We start from the raw sequence: 18712 nt of genomic DNA, 5'->3' as shown, positions 1-18712 counted from the left end.
AGATTATTCCCCCTCAAATTCTACCATCATCATCACTGCGTCTAATTGTTCGGAGTCGAGTTGAGCTAAAGTAAAATCAGAAGGGGTATAACCTCCTGCGTCTAATTGGCAATGTTCGATTAAATCCTGTAAACTCGTGAGAAAATATTGAGCTAGATTTTCGATAGTTGTGCGATCGTGTATTCTTTTACTATATGTCCAATTCAGATAAAGTTGTTTGTCTCGAATCATGCCATTAATTTCTAATAAATAACGTCGCTGATTTTGTAAAGCAGAAGATAAACCTGTAGACTCCTGAGCTAGATTAAAGTAAGGAGAAGCTGATAACATCTGATCAAATTGACCTAAATAGTTAAAACTCACCTCAGCATTTGACGATCGAATAGAATCTGAGGATTTGATATAGTTTAATATACCATAGCCAATCCCCTGATTGGGAATACGGCGCAGTTGTTCTTTAATGGTATAAATCGCTTTTGCTAAGGTTTCGTCTTCTACATTCAGATAAACGGGAAAAATAGATGTAAACCATCCCACAGTACGCGAGACATCAATTTCTGTAAAAATGCTTTCTCTACCATGACTTTCTAAGTCAAGGAGTAAAGTAGAATTTCCTGTCCATTTCTTGAATGCGAGTGCTAAAGCAGTCAGTAAAATATCATTAATTTGGGTATTGTATGCTTGGGGAACTTCTGTCAGTAACGCTTGAGTTTGTTCAGTATCTAGAATAACCGTAACCGTATCACTCGAAGCAATTGTATTTTCTCCCCTTTCGTCTACAGGTAAAGGATATACAGGATTAGATAGAAGTGTATGCCAATATTCTCGTTCTGTCTCTGAATCAGTGTATTTTTGTAAAGATTCTGACCATTGTTTAAAAGAAGTGGTTTTAGAAGGTAATTGTACTGTTTCCCCGCGTTCTAGTTGCTGATATGCTGTCTGTAAGTCTTCGAGTAATATTCGCCAAGAAATCCCATCAATCACTAAATGATGAACGACAAACAATAAACGAGAACCAAAATAAGCAACTCGTACTAAGTCACCCGATAAGTCCTGTAATTGATTGGCGATCGATTCAATTTCGTCTACATTAGATATATTGAGATCTAGTATGGGTATTTCGTTACTATTTACCTGTTGCCATTCACCCGACTGATATTCAAAGCGCAACCGTAAAGCATCATGATGTAGGAATAGATGTTCTAAAGCTTGTTGAAGATAAGATAAATTCAGTTCGGATTTAACTTCGAGTAAAACCGCTTGATTGAAATGATGAGGGTTATATAGATTTTGCTCAAAAAACCAATGCTGTATGGGTGTTAAGGGAACTAAACCCGTGACTAAACCTTGTTCTGAAAGAATAATATTTGATGTACCTGCGATTGTAGCAAGTTCTGCGATCGTTTGATACTGAAAGATTTGTTTGGGTGTAATCTGTAATCCTGCTTGATTGGCTCGTGCTACGATTTGTATGGCTAAGATAGAATCTCCCCCCAATTCAAAAAAATTATCGTGAATGCCAACCTCTAAATTGAGCAGATTTGACCAAATTTCGGCTAATTTGCTTTCAATTGCTGTACGAGGAACATCATCAGAAATTGTGATTTCAGGGGAGGGTAAAGCTATACGATCGATTTTTCCATTACTGGTTAGGGGTAAACTATCCAGTAGAACAAAAAATGCAGGAATCATATAATCGGGTAATTGTTCACTCAGAAAACCTCGTAACTCTGAAGATGTTAGATCTTGACTGGGAACAACATAAGCAATTAAACGCTCTTGAACAATAACAACACTTTCTTTGACCTTTGGGTGTTGGTTTAATATCGCTTCAATTTCCCCTAACTCAATCCGAAAACCCCTAATTTTGACTTGACGATCCAAGCGTCCTAGATATTCAATATTACCATTGGGCAAACATCGTACCCTATCTCCAGTTTGATACAATCGTGTACAGACGTGATATATCACGTCTCTACTAAAAGGATTTGGGATAAACTTTTCTGCGGTTAAATCAAAACGATTCAAATAACCTCTAGCTAACCCATCTCCTCCAATATATAACTCACCCGCAACACCAACAGGGACAGGTTGTAGATAGGAATCTAAAATATAAACTTGTGTATTAGAAATTGGACGACCAATCGGAAGCGCATCATCATCTACACTAAGATCAGCAGTACAAGTAAAAGTCGTTCCCTCTGTTGGGCCATAACCATTAATCATTCTAGAATTAGGATATCTGTGTAGGAATTTCTGTACATGAACCCTCGATAGAACATCCCCACCCGCAAGCAATTGACGAATCGATACTAAACTGTCTAATTGTTCATCGATCATTAGTTGGAATAAACCCGCAGTAAGCCAGAGTGTTGTAATCTGGTATTTTAGAATCGCATTGCCTAATTCCGTCAAAGAGGGTTGATGATAGGGTAATAAAACTAATTTTGCCCCATTGAGTAACGCTCCCCAAATCTCAAAAGTCGCTGCATCAAAAGATGTCGGTGCGGCTTGTAAAAAAACTTCATCCGTCCCAAAATGAATATAGTTATTTTCTTTGACTAATCGTATAACCCCGCGATGTGGAATACAAACCCCTTTCGGTATCCCCGTCGAACCCGAAGTATACATGACATAGGCTAAGTTGTCGTACTGCGGCGTACTACTGATTAGTACATTAGGGTTGGTGGGATGAGAAGGGTTTGGAAACCAAATCCCTACATCTAAACAGATACATTTCACCCCAGAAAATAGAGAAATATATTCATGTTGCGTTAAAACAAGTTCTAATCCTGTATCCTCTACAATAAAATTAATTCTCTCTTGGGGATAGGTTGCATCGATGGGAACATATACCCCACCAGCTTTGAGAATAGCCAACATTGCTACAATCATATCCAAACGACGCTCAACACACAACCCGATTAAGGTTTCTGTCGTTACCCCCTGTTGTTGTAAAATGTAAGCCAACTGATTAGCTTTTTTATCTAGTTCTCGATAAGTTAATTGTTGTTCTTCATACACCACCGCAACCGCATCGGGTGTTTTAGCCGCTTGTCGTTCAAATACTTGGTGAATACACAAATCTTTCGGATAATGGGTTTGTGTCTCGTTCCTGCTGACTAATAACTGTTTTTGCTGCGCTTTACTCAACAACGGTAACTCAGATATCGGTAATTCTGGACTTTCAACAACCGCAGATAGCAAAGTACGGAAACATCCTGCCATCCGATGAATCGTAGCTGCTTCAAACAAATCTGTATTGTACTCGAAAACGCCGTCTAATCCCTGCGCGGTTTCTTCTAAAATTATCGTTAAATCAAACTTAGCGGTACTGTTTTCTAATTCTAACGGTGTCCACGTCAACCCCGATACTTCAATCTTTTCCATCGGTGTATTTTGCAGAACAAACATCACTTGGAATAATGGAGAATAACTCAAAGAACGTTCGATCGACAAATAGTCTAAAATACGTTCAAAAGGCAAATCTTGATAAGTATAAGCATTTAAAGTAACCTGACGTACTCGCTGTAACAACTCCTCAAACGTCGGATTTCCTGCACTATTAATTCTAAGAGGCAAAGTATTGACAAAAAAACCGATTAATGCTTCTAACTCTGAACGATTACGATTGGCTATGGGAGAACCAATTACAATATCACTATTTCCCGTATAACGATGGAGTAGAGTCGAAAAAGTGGCTAACAGTACCATAAACAAGGTACTACCCGACTTTTGACTCAGGGTTTTTAGAGCGTCTGTTAATTGTCTAGAAAGCTTAAACTTATATCTAGCCCCACGAAAAGATTGTATAGCAGGACGTGGACGATCGCTTGGTAATTCCAGTAAACTCGGAGCATCGTGTAATTGTTCTTTCCAGTAATCTGTAGAGACGTGCCATGGCGCGTCTTGACCTGTTGATTGTAGATACTCCCTTTGCCAAGATGCAAAATCTGCATATTGTATCGGTAATGGTTCTAGAGGTTTTCCTTGATAGAATGCGGCTAATTCTTGTACCAAAATACCCAACGACCAACCATCAGCAATAATATGATGTAGGGTTAATAACAAAATATGCTCGGTTTCACTCACACGCAGAATTTTTATCCTTAGTAAAGGACTTTGATCAAGATTAAATGGGTGTTGTGCTTCTTTGAGTGCAAGTTCTTTAATAGGTTCTTCTGACTCGAATACATCTAAATTGAATCTAACTTCAGACAAGATCACCTGTATTGGTTTACCATCTCTTGTCTCAAAAGTCGTTCGTAAGATTTCGTGTCGCTGTAATATTTTATTAAAACTTTGCTCTAAAACATCAACTTGTAAGCTTCCTTGTATCCGAATTGGGATCGCAATATTATAAAAAGGATTATTGGGTTCTAATTGAGCAAGAAACCATAATCTAGCTTGAGCAAAAGATAACGGTAAATCTTGTTGCCGACTAATTGGTAAAATCGGTGCTATTTGCTCTTTTTCTTGAGATTGTTCGATTTTTTGCGCTAAACCTGCAACAGTAGGTGAATTAAATAAATCTTTTAGGGGTATCTCTAACTTAAAAGCATCCCGCAAACGAGAAATAACCTGAGTAGCAAGTAAAGAATGTCCCCCCAACTCAAAGAAATTATCGTCTACCCCAACGGTTTCAACTCCTAAAATATTAGTCCAAATTCCTGCAATAATTTCTTCAATGGGAGAACGAGGAAGAATATAAGTCACCTCATCTGTACGACTGGGAACAGGTGTTGGAAGTTGACGACGATTAATCTTACCATTAACTGTTAGAGGAAATGATTTCAGAAAGACAAAATAAGCAGGTATCATATATTCTGGTAATCTTTCTCTCAGAAAACAGCGTAAATCAGAGACAGTGAGAGCCTGATCTGTAACAATATAAGCAGCTAAATTTTGATCATAAGTAAGAACGATCGCTTCTTTTATTTCTGGATGTTGGTTTAATATTGCTTCAATTTCGCCTAATTCAATCCGAAAACCCCGTATTTTGACCTGATTATCTAACCTACCGAGATACTCAATATTACCATCACTTAAATATCGCGCTTTATCTCCTGTTTTATATAATCTTTCTCCATTAGAATCAGTAAAAGGATTAGGAATAAACTTATCTGCGGTAAGATCAGGACGATTAAAGTAACCTCTCGCTAAGTGTAATCCACCAATGAGTAATTCTCCTGCTACACCAATGGGAACAAGTTGTAAATTGCGATCGACTATATAAGTTTGAACATTATCGATCGCTCTACCAATGGGAATTTCTGATAAATTATTTTCTATAGTATAAGTAGTAGCGACAATTGTGGTTTCTGTGGGGCCATAAGTATTAATTAACTGAGCCGAGTTTTTAAGATTGTTTGCTGATTGGATAACTTTTTCTCCACCAATAATGATCAAGCGTACACTAGAAGGAAGTTTTAATTTAAGCTTTTCTGATTCTCCACTAAGTTGATGCCAGTATGCAGTAGGTAAATCTAAAACAGTTAGTTTCAAATCTTGACATTTTTGAATAAATTTCGCTAAATCTGACAACATTTCATCAGTACGTAATACCAAAGTTCCACCCGAACATAAACAAGGATATATTTCTTCTGCTGCTGTATCAAAGCTAATCGTCGCAAATTGTAGAATTTTATCATTTGAAGTTAATTGATAGTGTTTAATCGCCCATTGTGTGAAACTCACTAATGAACGATGTTCGATCATCACTCCTTTGGGTTTTCCTGTCGAACCTGAAGTATAAATAATATAAGCTAAATTATTTGAGTGCAAGGAAAGATCTAAATTAATATCACTGTAGGATGAAAGATGTTTCCAATCTTGATCTAAAAAGATAACTGGTATTTGATAAGTGTTTTGAATTAAATCTTGTTGAGTTAATAGAACTTTGATTTGTGTCTCTTGAATAATATAATCTAATCGTTCTTTTGGATAGTTTGGATCTAATGGAACATACCCACATCCTGCTTTAAGAACACCAAGTAAAGCGACTATCATTTCAAGCGATCGTTTTAAACATATTCCGATTAATTCATCTGATTTAACTCCAAAATTTTTTAAATAATTAGCTAATTGATTCGCTTGTTGATTGAGTTGATGATAAGTTAGTGTTTTATCTTCAAAAGCAACAGCGATCGCATCTGGTGTTTTTTTAACTTGTTCTTCAAATAACTGATGAATACATTTGTCTGATGAATAGACTTGTTTAGTATTATTCCACTCAATGAATAATTTATGTTCTTCAGATGGAGTAAGTGAAGGTAAGTCTTGAATTGATTGAGGATTAGTAACAATTGTCGATAAAATTAATTCTAAATGCTCTAATATCTGTTTAATGGTATCAGCATTAAAACAACCTATATCATAACTAATGTGTAGAGATAATTCTGAACTTGGGATAACGGATAAGGTTAAAGGATAATTTGTTTGTTCAAATCCTTTAGTGTCACTAATTTTTAAAATGCCGTTCCATTCTTGTAAAATAGTTTCTAAAGAAATTGGGTAATTTTCAAAAACAACTAAACTTTCAAATAAAGGTATTCCCCTCGGTACTTCACTCCAACCTTGAATATCAATTAGAGAACTATAAGAATATTGTTCCCGTTCAATTTGCTGTGCTTGAAGTTGCTGTAACCAAGAAACTAAATCATCTGAATTAATTTTAATGCGTACAGGTAAAGTATTAATAAATAAACCAACGATTGAATCAACTCCTGTTATTGTTGGTGGTCTTCCCGATACTGTTGCACCAAATATAATATCATTTTCACCACCATAACGACTTAAAATAAATGCCCAAGCACCTTGAATAATAGTATTAAGTGTTAAACGATTCTCTTGAGCAAAAGCTTGTAAATTAGTCGTTAAAGAAGTAGATAAATTTAGTTTTTCTTCTTGATAAATTTCTTGCTTTTTTGACGATTTTATGCTTATTTTTGTTGGCTCTGTAAAACCTTGAAGACATTGCGTCCAATATGTTTCAGCTTTTTCTAAATCTTGTTCTTGTAACCATAAAATATAATCTCGATAAGGACGAGTTGGAATTAAAGTTAATGTTTTATTCTGTAATAAAGCTTCATAAAATGCTAATACTTCTTTTAAGAGAATTCCATTACACCATCCATCCATTAAAAGATGATGATGACTCCAAATAAAACGATAAGCATTTTCTCCAACTCTGATTAAAGCACATCGCATTAAAGGAGCTTCATTGAGATTAAAACCACGCTTTCTATCTGCTAATAAAAAAGCCTCTAATTTTTCTTGATTTTCGCTATTACAATCTTCTATTATCCAAGGTAACTCAACTGTTTTATATACAACTTGTAGCGATTTTTCGACTTCTTCCCAATAAAAACCAGTCCGTAAAACAGCGTGTCTTTCTGTAACTAATTGCCAAGCTTTTTGGAAGATAGTAACATTCAAATTACCCTGCAATAAACAACTACGCTGCTCAAAATACACTCCAGATTCAGGGGAATAAAGCGTATGAAAGAGCATTCCCTGTTGTAGTGGAGAAAGTTCATATATATCTTCAATATTTTCCATAAATTTATTTCCTCTTATTAATTTTATTTAAAAATTGGTCAAGTTGTTTTTGTTCTAATTTAGCGGCTGTAAAATCTGAGGGTGTATAACTTTTTGTGTTGACTGACTGACAATGTGTAATAATAGCTTTTAAAGCAATAATATAATTATTAGTTAAATTTTGCATGGTCTTTTCTTGATGAATATTTTTACTATAAATCCAATTTACTTGTAATTTATCTTCACTGACAAAACTATTAATTTCTAATAAATAACGTCGAGTCTGTCGAAAACTACGTCTTGCTCCCTGTAATTCATTAACTAAACTTAAAATTGGATAGCTGGTTTGTACTCGATCTAATTGACCTAAATAGTTAAAAATAACTTGTGAATTTGATTGAAAACTACTCTTCATTTTTAACGGAATACGACGCAATTGTTCTTTAATACTTTTAAGAGCATCTTCTAAGTTTTTAAGATTAGTTAAATCTAAACAAAGAGGAATAATTGTAGTAAACCAGCCAACTGTACGAGATAAATCAAATTCATCAGTATCTCTACCATGACTTTCTAAATCAACTAATAAATTAGAATGCCCCGTCCATTGAGTAAATGCTTGAGCTAATGCTGTTAGTAACACATCATTAATTTGTGTTTGATAAACTTGTGAAATATCTTTTAGTAACGCTTGGGTTTCTTCAACAGTTAAAGAAGTAATAATTTGAGCAGTAGAAGCTACAGTATTATCCCCATTAGAATAATCGACTGGTAAAGGATTAATTCTGTGATTGTTTGTTTCTATTAAATCATGATTTTGAGTTAAATAATTTGCCCAATCTTGATAAGAGGTTGTTTTTGCTGGTAATTGTATTTTGTCACCTTGTGTTAACTGTTGATATCCTGTTGCTAAATCTTCGAGTAAAATTCGCCAAGAAACACCATCAACTGCTAAGTGATGAATGACTAATAATAAATAACTTGATTGTTCTTCCCCAAAATTAAACCAAACACCTCGAAAAATCGGGCCGTCTGTTAAATTAAGACTAGCTTGAATCTGAGTCGCCATCTCTTCGATTTTCTCTTTTGGCTGTCCCGAAATATCAATTTGTGTAAATGGTATATTTTCATCAGGTGCAATATTAAACTGTTGCCAACCCGTCTCAGAAAGTGTAAATCGTAGACGTAACGCATCATGATGTATTAATAATTCTGGTATGACTTGTTCTAAAAGCTGTGGCTGTATTTGAGGACTTAATTCTAACAAAACTGACTGATTATAATGGTGAGGCTCAATTAGATTTTGCTCAAAAAACCATTGCTGAATCGGAGTTAGGAGAACATTACCTGTAACAATTCCTTGTTCAGTTTGTGTAGAGGTAACGGTTTGTGCTACTGTGGCAAGGAGTGCGATCGTTTGATGTTCAAATAGCTGTTTTGGGGTAATTTTTAAACCGTATGAGTTAGCTTTAGCGATAATTTGTATACTGAGTATTGAATCTCCACCCAATTCAAAAAAGTTATCATGAATACTAATCGATTCACGTCCTAAAACTTCAGCCCAAATTTGCCTTAAAATCTCTTCATTAGCAGTACGAGGTAACACTAAAGAAGCTGTCGGAGTCGATAAATCTGGACTCGGTAAAGCTTTACGATTAATTTTTCCATTAGCGGTTAGGGGAAAAGCAGTTAAAGGGATAAACGCTGATGGGATCATGTAGTCAGGTAGTTTGCTTTTGAGAAAATCACGCAAATTCTGAGCAGTTGATGAAATAATATAAGCGACTAAACGTTTATTTCCCTGCGTATCTTCATGTACTGTTACAAAAGCTTCTGATACGTCGGGATGTTGAGCTAAAACCGCTTCAATTTCCCCTAATTCAATCCGAAAACCCCTTATTTTTACCTGTTCGTCTAATCTTCCTAAATATTCGATGTTACCGTCAGATAAATATCGTGCCAGATCTCCTGTTTTGTACAATCTACCGCTAGAAAAAGGATTAGGGATAAACTTATCTGCGGTTAAATCTGGACGATTTAGATAACCCCTTGCTACACCCGCACCCCCGATATACAATTCTCCTGGGACACCGATCGGCACAGGTTGTAAATAACGATCTAAAATATAAAGTTGTGTATTAGCGATCGCTTTACCAATGGGAACCAAACCCGTTACAGGTTTTTGCACTTCATAGACACAGCAACCAACAACGGTTTCAGTCGGCCCATATTCGTTGATTAAACGGGTATTTGGGGTCTGATGTTGCCAAAAAGTTAGATGATTTCCAAATAATGCTTCACCCCCAATAATTAAAGCATTGGTTTGCGCTTTTTGGGGAAATTGACTAAGAATTCCGAGATGAGCAGGAGTGATTTTAAGTAAACTATAATGATGGTCTGTATTCAGGACTTCTAGTTCTTGTTCTTCGGGTAATAAAACAACGGTTTTACCGACGAGTAGAGGAGTATATAAACTGGTGATTGTTGCATCAAAACCGATAGCAGATTGTACAGGAGAGCCTTCCCCTTCGCTCACCTTATATTCTTGAATTGCCCAAGTTAAATAATTAATTAATCCTCGATGGGTTAATAAGGTTCCTTTCGGTTTTCCAGTTGAGCCAGATGTATAGATTACATAGGCTAAATTATCAGCATTAATATTTGTGTTTTGTGTTGGTTTTGAATTTCCTACCTCTACGGAATGATTGAGATCTAAACAAAGAATATTACAATTATTCTGGGGTAAGATTTTTAATAATTCTGTTTGGGTTAACAATAGAAAAACACTAGCATCATCTAACATATAAGCTAGACGTTCTTGAGGATATGTTGGATCGAGGGGAACATAAGCACCACCCGCTTTAAGAATTCCTAAAATAGCAATGACCATTTCTAGAGAACGCTTAAAACAGATACCCACTAATGTTTCTGGTTTGACTCCTAGGGTTAGAAGATGATGAGCAAGTTGATTCGCTTTTTGGTTTAATTCTTGATAGGTGAGTTTTTGATTGCTACAAACAACGGCGATATTATTGGGCGTTCTTTCGGCTTGTTTTTCAATTAATTGATGAACTAATTCTAAGGATTCATCAGTTTTAGTATTATTCCATTCAATTAATAATTGATGTTGCTCTGAGGAAGTAAGTAAGGATAATTCTGATAGTCTCTTTTGTGGATTAATAATTATTTCTAAGAGTAATTGTTGGAAATGTTGAAACATTCGGGTAATTGTTTCAGTTTTAAACAAATCGGTACTATATTCAATGACTCCTAAAAATCCTGTTTCTCTTTCGATAAGATGCCAAGTTAAATCAAATTTAGTAAACTCTGGTTCAATCCAATATTGTTCTAATTGAAGATTGGGTATTGCTAATTCTGGAGTGTTTGAATTTTGCAATTGATAAGCTTCATTCTGGAATTGAAACATTACCCCAAATAAAGGATTATGGCTTAGATTCCGTTCGGGTTGTAGTTCTTCGACTAAAAAAGCAAACGGTAAATCTTGATGTTTATAAGCTCCTGATGTGACTTCTTTGACTTGTTTTAATAATTCTAAAAATGTGGGATTTCCTGAAAGATTATTTCTTAAAATTAAAGTATTGACAAAAAAGCCGATTAATCCTTCTGTTTCTGTCCAATTTCGATTAGCGATCGGTGAACCAATTACTACATCATCTTGACCACTATAACGATGTAACAAAATATTAAAAGCCGTCAACAAGGTCATAAATAAAGTTACTCCCTGCTGACGACTGAGTTGTTTTAAAGAATCAGTTAAATCCTTGGATAATGTAAAAGATTGTGTAGAACCGCGAAAAGTTTGGACGGGAGGACGAGGTAAATCAGTCGGAATATTAAGGACGGGTAAATCAGTTAATTGTTGTTTCCAATAATCTAACTGGATCTGACGTTCTTCACCTGCTAACCAGTTACGTTGCCAGTCTGCAAAATCTACATATTGTATCGGTAATTCAGGTAATTTACTTTCTGATTTATATAAAGTTATTAATTCTTTTAAGAAAATTCCTCTTGACCAACCATCCGCAATAATATGATGGAAAATGACCAATAAGATTGATTCTTGTGGACTGAGTTGGAGTAAGGCAATTCGTAAAAGTGGCCCAGTTTCTAGATTAAATGGGCGTTTTGCTTCTTCTTTGGTAAATTGTTTGACTTGTTCTTGTGCTAGATGAATGACAGGGATTTCTAATTTTAAATGACTCAGAATATCTTGATAGGGTTTGCCCTCTTTTGTCGGAAAACGTGTTCTTAAAGCTTCGTGTCGTTGAATGATGATATTAATACTATCTTGTAATTTTTGAAAGTCTAATTGTCCCGTGAAATGCCAAGCAATAGGAATATGATAAGCCGCATTAGTTGGGTCTAACTGATGCAGAAACCATAAGCGTTCTTGAGCAAATGATAATGGAGAAGAATTGAGATCAGATCTTTTAGTAATTGTTGGTTTTTGTGGTGAATTAATTTGTTTTAATTTTTGCTCAAAAATTGCTCTTTTTTCAGGAGAGAGGGCAGCAATTCTTTTAGTTAATTCATCATTAAACATAACGTTTATCTTTAACCGTTAGTAATAAAATTAAAAGAGAGACGATCGCAAAAAAACACCCCATCAAAAACGGAGCCTGTGGATTAATCGATTGCCACAACCAACCCGCTAACCCACTCGCAGGTAATAACGCAATACCAATGACTAAACTCATAAGTCCGAAAGCTGTACCCCGTAAAGTGGCTGGAGTGCGATCGGCCACCAAAGCTAAGAGAATGCCCTGACTCATCCCCAGATACAAACCATATGCCCCAAAGAGCAACCAAATTTGATTAGGGGTCTGAGCAAAAGCAAAACCGAGATAAACCAGCGCAAATAGCAATAAACCACTGCTTAGGAGTCCAATTCGTCCCATACGGTCGGATAACAAACCCACAGGATAGGCACTGAGCGAGTAAATTAGATTCATCACTACCAAAGAAAGCGGAATGAGTGAGGGAGAAATCCCAACTTGATTAGCTCGTAATAGTAAAAAAGCATCGCTGAAATTGCCTAAATTGAACACTAAAGCGACTAATAGTAAGAGCCAATAATCTCTTCCTAATTGTTTAAAATTCTCCCATTGCCAAGGTGATTGTTTGTGATGGACAGATTTAGGGGGTTCAGAGATGCCCACTACTAACAGCAAAACCGAGAAAAAGGCAGGAATTAGAGCGATCCAAAAGATTAAGCGGTAGTTTTGTCCAGTGGAGTACATGAGAACGATCGCAGCCAATGGGCCACAAAAAGCCCCAATGGTATCTAAAGACTGTCTGAACCCATAGGCAGCCCCGCGATGTTCTGCTTTGGTGACATCGGCAACTAAAGCGTTACGGGGAGCGACTCGTAACCCTTTGCCAAACCGATCGCCAAACCGCGCCATTAAGATCCATACTGGGTTATTAGCTAAAGCAAAAAGGGGTATAACAAGAGCCGATAACCCATATCCTGCAACGGCTAATTCTTTGCGTCGTCCCCAGTAATCACTCAAAGTACCCGAAAAAATCTTGAGGATCGATGCGGTTGCTTCAGCAATCCCTTCTATTAATCCAACGGTGATTAAATTCGCGCCCAAAGTAGAGACGAGGAACAAGGGTAAGATTGATTGAATCATCTTGGTTCCAAAGTCCGTCAGCAAGCTAACCCAACCCAAAATCCAGACGTTACGGTGGATTTTCATCGTTTCGCCCCGACTACTTGACAGGCATCTTGTAACTGTTTCAAATAGGGTAAGCTATCCATCACATGATTATAATCGGGGACAAAATCAATTAAACAAGCAATTTCATCGACTCCTGCTTGTTGTAACCGTTCAACAAAAGGTAAACAGCTTTCTGGAGTACCAATTAAAGAACGTCCTTTCATGAATCCTTCAACCCCAAAGAGTAGTAAACTATCGAGATCATCAGCAGAAAAGCTTTTAAGATCGACTTTTAATCCCATTCCCTTGGCTAAATTATCCAGTAAGTCATAATGGGTTTTTAGATAATGACAAAAAGGTTGTCTGACTTTTTCTTTTACTTGATCGACATCCTCACCTAAAAAAGTATGTAACATGAGTGCTACTTTCCTGTGCGTGTGTCCATATTTAGCTAAAGATTGCCGATATAGTTTAATTTTGGGTGCAACTTCTTCAATCGTTCCACCGAGTAAAGACGTTAATACATTTGCTCCCATTTTCCCCGCTTCTAAAAACGTTTCTGACGATTGACAGGTGATCCAGATCGGTAATTGAGGTTGAACAGGTTTCGGGAGGGTTTTGACGCTGACGGTTCTTCCTGTTGCCTCTTGAAAGTCTACTGCTTCACCTTGCCAGAGTTTTTGTACGGCTTTGATCCCGCGCCACATATTCGCTTTACGATTGGCATGGGGATCACTAGAAAGAATAAATTCATCCATTGTCCAACCCGACGCAAATGCGATCGCTGCTCGACCATTGGAAAGATTATCTACAACTGCCCAATCTTCGGCAATTCTCACTGGATGGTGCAAAGGTACTACTACACTCCCTGCGCGTAATTGTACTCGTTCTGTCACCATCGCTAAAGCGGCTCCTGTGAGGGATGGATTGGGATACAACCCCCCGAAAGCGTGGAAATGACGTTCGGGTGTCCAAAGGGCAACAAAACCATTGCGATCGGCAAATTTAGCACTTTCGATCAACAGTCGATATTGATTGGTTTGAGCAATTGAACCATCACCATCAAAATAAAATAAACTAAAATCCATGTTCACCATCCTAAAGATTTTCGACTTGTTCTAAAAGTTCTGTAATTGCTTTTTCTTGCGACTCGGTAATAATTTTGGCGATTCCTGCTACGGTGGGAGATTCAAAGAGAAATTCTCGCATCGGTAGTTCAATTCCAAAAGTTTCTCTGAGTCGGGAAACTGCCTGAATAGCGAGTAAAGAATGACCCCCCAATTCAAAGAAGTTATCATGAATCCCAATTTGGTCAATACCGAGTAATTCTTGTAAAGTATCAGCGATTTTTTGTTCTGTTTCATTTCGGGGAGGAACATAGGTGGTTTGTAAATGAGGTCTAGTATGTTCTTCTAACTTGGCGGGTTTTGGTGTAGCCCTGTTGTGTAAATCAGTGGCAGAAACGGCGATTTGGGGGACGGTTGCCCAGGCTAAAATCCGTTGGGAAACCTGCCAAACTTCATCAGGAGTTAGGGCAAAATCAACTAAGGTCATTCCTGTTCGTTGATGAGTGGTTTCTTCTTGTACTGCATCCCAATTGACGCTAAACCAAGGAATTAAGCCTTTTTTGTGCTGTTGATGGGCAAAAGCATCCATATAGGCATTAGCCGCCGCATAGCCCGCAAATCCAACGCCTCCAACCACCGAAGAAAGGGAGGATTGAAGTAAATAGAAATCGGGTTGTTTTTTCTGTAGGACTTTTTCTAGAACCTGTAATCCTTGAATTTTAGAACGCCAAAGACGAGTACATTCATCGGGTGTTAGATCTGGAATCGGACAACTAGAGCGATCGCCCATTGTGTCGGCATGGATTACCCCGTGAATTTCTTCTGATTTATCGATAATTGCCTGTATTTGCCCTTCATCTGCTAGATCTGCACTAAAAAAAACAATTTCAGTCTCCATCGCTTCTAGAGCTTGTAATAAGCGAATCGTGCGACTGATTTCGTCTTGTTGTCCGTGAGTGACTAACCAAGTTTCCCATTGTGCTTTCTCTGGAAACTGCTTACGTCCGATGAGAATCAATTTAGCGGCGACGGTTTGAGCGAGATATTGAGCATAAATGAGTCCCAATCCTTCTACCAAGTCTCCCACAATTAGATAAGTTCCTCCTTCTCTTAAGCGTGTTTTTTGGGGTTCGGGTAAAGAAATCGGTTCAAAGCTTTGTACCCAACGATGTCCACCTCGATAGGCAACAATAGGATCATTTCCGTGGCTCAGTTCTAGTCGTAAATCGGTTTTTTCTTCGATATCAATCTGACGACAGGTTAAGTTAGGGAATTCTTGGGGAATGACTTTACACAGTCCTAAAATTGTTGCGTGATTAGGATCGGGGTTTTCTGTGCCGATGACATCATAAAGATGATGGGTAATAACGATGATTTCAATGGGTGTTGTGATTTGTTGTCGGTGTATCGCTTGAACTAAATACAGTAAGCCATCAAAGTCAAAATCATTGTCACAAGAATAAACGATCGCTTCTGGGATTTGTCCCGATTTCTGTAACGTTTGAAATAATTGATTATAGTCTTGACTTTTTTTAGAATTTATGGTAAGAGGGTTTTCACCCTTTCGGACAGTTATTACCGTTTGATTTTCGGAGGCGAATTTCTCTAAATCACTAAAAATAAGCCATGATTGCTGTTTTTGTGAATAATTGAGCGGATTTGAGCGTTTCCATGTTGGAATATAGAAGTAATCGTTGATTTCGGCTTTCTGTTTCGATTTTTCGGCTGGTTTAATTTCAATCCAATAGCGTTGACGTTCAAAGGGATATGTCGGTAAGGGGATACGCTGTCGGTACTGGTGGGTATAAAAGCCAGTCCAATCAATTTCTACACCCGATAACCAGAGTTTACCTAAAGAATTGAGAATAAAGGCAACATCTGAGGTTGTTTCTTGTGGATGACGTAAGGAGGTAACTGTTGTAATGTCTCGTTGCGTCTGTTGAACAAATGTACTTAAAGTGCGACCTGGCCCGATTTCTAAGAAAATGGGATTAGATGGTATTAATTCAGCGAGTCCTTCAGCAAAGCGAACGGTTTGTCTAAGATGCTGCCCCCAGTAGTCTGGATTTGTGGCTTGTTCTGTAGTCATCCAAGTCCCTGTTACATTGGAAATTAAAGGGATTTGCGGTGATTTTAGGCTGATTTTGCGGACTTCCTTGGTAAATTCGTCGATAATTGGCTCCATCATCGGGGAATGGAAGGCGTGTGAGGTATGAAGGCGACGACAAGGGATATTTTGTTCTATAAGTTGATTTTCTAATTCGTTAATTGTTGCGATCGTTCCAGATATAACACATAATTCTGGCGCATTAATCGCAGCAATAACTAAATCTTGTGTCAGATAGGCTTTAATTTTTTCGGGACTCAGGGAAACCGAAAGCATTGCCCCAGATGCACATTGTTGCATCAGTCGGCCACGAATCGCAACAATTCTTAAAGAATCTTCGAGGGAAAAGACACCACTCAGACAAGCTGCAACATATTCACCGATACTATGTCCTATCATGGCGGTTGGTTGAACTCCCCAAGACATCCACAGTTGGGCGAGGGCATATTCAATCACAAATAAAGCACTTTGAACGTAAGCTGTTTGTTCCCGTAGGGGTTTGGTAACAGAACCCAAATCTTTGGTTTCCAAACCCAAATCAGAATAAAGTACCTCTCGTAAATCGTAATTTAGATAAGATTTCAACCCTTCACAACATTCATCAACCTGTTTTCTAAATATCGGTTCAGTTTCATACAAATCTCGTCCCATATTAAGATATTGACTGCCTTGCCCAGAAAACAGGAAAACGACTGATTTGAGGGTGGGGGGTTGAAACTGCGTTAAGCTATCCGACGCTAATATTGATTCAGCATTTTGACAGACGATGATGCGACGATAATCAAAGATGCGACGACCGACTTGAAGGGTATAGGCAACATCAGCTAGATTAAGTGGATGTTCCTGTAGATATTGAATCAGATTTGTTGTCGCGGTTTCTAGTGCTGTTGGCGTTTTAGCAGAAAGTAGTAATAAATGATAATTTCGCTCGAACTCCGAGTGCAAATTTTGCACAACTTCGCGGGCTTCTTCTAGAATAACATGAGCATTTGTGCCACCCATCCCAAACGAACTGACTCCGGCACGTCTGGGGGTACCATTTTTTGACCACTCTTGTAATTGAGTATTGACATAAAAAGGACTATTCTGAAAATCAATTTTTGGGTTAGGACGTGTAAAATTAAGACTTGGTGGGATTTGCTGATGTTTTAGAGAAAGTGCGGTTTTGATTAATCCTGCGATTCCTGCGGCTGCGTCAAGATGACCAATATTAGTTTTCACCGATGCCAACGCACAAAAACCCTTTTTATTAGTGTACTTACTAAATGCTTTATTTAGGGCTGCAATTTCGATCGGATCTCCTAAAGCGGTTCCAGTACCGTGTGTTTCGATATAATTAATCGTTTCGGGTTCAATGTTGGCTTTTTTGAAGGCGGCTTCAATTACAGACGCTTGACCTGTTACACTAGGAGCCGTTAACCCAACTTTTTCGGAACCATCATTATTTATCGCAGACCCTTTAATCACTGCATAAATTGTATCCCTATCGGCTAAAGCTGCTGAAAGACGTTTCAATACAACAATTCCAACACCGTTACCGAAGACGGTTCCTTGAGCATCGGCATCAAAAGCGCGACAATATCCATCAGGGGAGGCGATACCTTCTTTTTGGTAGAGATAGCCTGATTTTTCTAGGGTACTAACGGTTACACCTCCTGCTATTGCGATATCGCATTCACGGTTTAGCAAACTTTGACAGGCGAGATGAACTGCGACTAATGAGGTTGAACATCCTGTTTGAATACCGCAACTAGGCCCAGTTAAGTTTAATTTATAAGAAACCCGTGTTGGCATCAACCCCATGACGTTACTGACGACAACCTGTACATTATCAAGACTTTCTCTGAGAGGTTCTAAATTAATTAAATAGCTGTTTAAAGCAGCCCCCGCATAGACTCCTATTGTACCTGAATAGCGATCGGAGTCATAACCCGCATTTTCTAAAGCTTCCCAAGCACATTCTAAGAATACTCGATGTTGAGGGTCGATGATTTCTGCTTCTTTAGGAGAATAGCCAAAAAAAGCAGCGTCAAAATGGTCTACATCCTCGAAACTAGAATAAGCATTGACGTATTCAGGGTTATTTGACTGATTATTTTCTAAAAATTGAATACCAATCTCCCCTTTACGGAGATTTTGCCAGAAATCCTCGATATTCCTCGCCCCTGGGAACCGTCCCGCCATCCCAATAATTGCGATGGGTTCATTTTGGTCACGTTCTACGGCTTCGAGTTTAGTTCGGGCTTCCCGCAGTGCTGCTAAAATACGTTGTGATTGTTCTGGAGATAATTCGTTCATGGTTAGGGATTTTTGGGGAA

5 protein-coding genes are annotated in these 18712 nt (G+C 37.8%); all 5 read right to left on the bottom strand.

Annotated features, from left to right (window positions below; all coding sequences use genetic code 11):
* Positions 1-3: 3 nt before the first annotated feature.
* The 5 genes from C7H19_RS10615 to C7H19_RS10595 are packed head-to-tail and all read right to left on the bottom strand — an operon-like array spanning position 4 to position 18692.
* Positions 4-7560 (bottom strand): non-ribosomal peptide synthetase, encoded by a 7557-nt coding sequence (locus C7H19_RS10615; RefSeq protein ID WP_106456854.1) that lies wholly within the window; start codon positions 7558-7560, stop codon positions 4-6.
* Between the two features lie 4 nt (positions 7561-7564).
* Positions 7565-12100, bottom strand: coding sequence for a non-ribosomal peptide synthetase (locus C7H19_RS10610; RefSeq protein ID WP_106456853.1), 4536 nt, complete (start codon positions 12098-12100; stop codon positions 7565-7567).
* On the bottom strand, positions 12093-13259 hold the full coding sequence (locus tag C7H19_RS10605; protein WP_106456852.1) for an MFS transporter: 1167 nt from the start codon (positions 13257-13259) through the stop codon (positions 12093-12095). Before C7H19_RS10605 ends, C7H19_RS10610 begins: the two co-directional genes overlap by 8 nt.
* Positions 13256-14308 (bottom strand): LLM class flavin-dependent oxidoreductase, encoded by a 1053-nt coding sequence (locus C7H19_RS10600; RefSeq protein WP_106456851.1) that lies wholly within the window; start codon positions 14306-14308, stop codon positions 13256-13258. Before C7H19_RS10600 ends, C7H19_RS10605 begins: the two co-directional genes overlap by 4 nt.
* Positions 14309-14318: 10 nt before the next feature.
* Positions 14319-18692, bottom strand: a complete 4374-nt coding sequence (locus C7H19_RS10595) for a type I polyketide synthase (protein ID WP_106456850.1) — start codon at positions 18690-18692, stop codon at positions 14319-14321.
* Positions 18693-18712 lie beyond the last annotated feature (20 nt).

It is taken from the genome of Aphanothece hegewaldii CCALA 016, from assembly GCF_003007785.1.
GTDB classification, from domain to species: domain Bacteria; phylum Cyanobacteriota; class Cyanobacteriia; order Cyanobacteriales; family Microcystaceae; genus Chroococcus; species Chroococcus hegewaldii.
Note: the sequence above shows the minus strand (reverse complement) of the source record. Positions and strands in the feature narration are given on the sequence as shown.

Excerpts from the sequence above, each read along its gene's own strand:
- C7H19_RS10600 (WP_106456851.1), bottom strand. The coding sequence starts at position 14,308 with ATGGATTTTAGTTTATTTTATTTTGATGGTGATGGTTCAATTGCTCAA.
- C7H19_RS10610 (WP_106456853.1), bottom strand. The coding sequence starts at position 12,100 with ATGTTTAATGATGAATTAACTAAAAGAATTGCTGCCCTCTCTCCTGAA.
- C7H19_RS10615 (WP_106456854.1), bottom strand. The coding sequence starts at position 7,560 with ATGGAAAATATTGAAGATATATATGAACTTTCTCCACTACAACAGGGA.
- C7H19_RS10595 (WP_106456850.1), bottom strand. The coding sequence starts at position 18,692 with ATGAACGAATTATCTCCAGAACAATCACAACGTATTTTAGCAGCACTG.
- C7H19_RS10605 (WP_106456852.1), bottom strand. The coding sequence starts at position 13,259 with ATGAAAATCCACCGTAACGTCTGGATTTTGGGTTGGGTTAGCTTGCTG.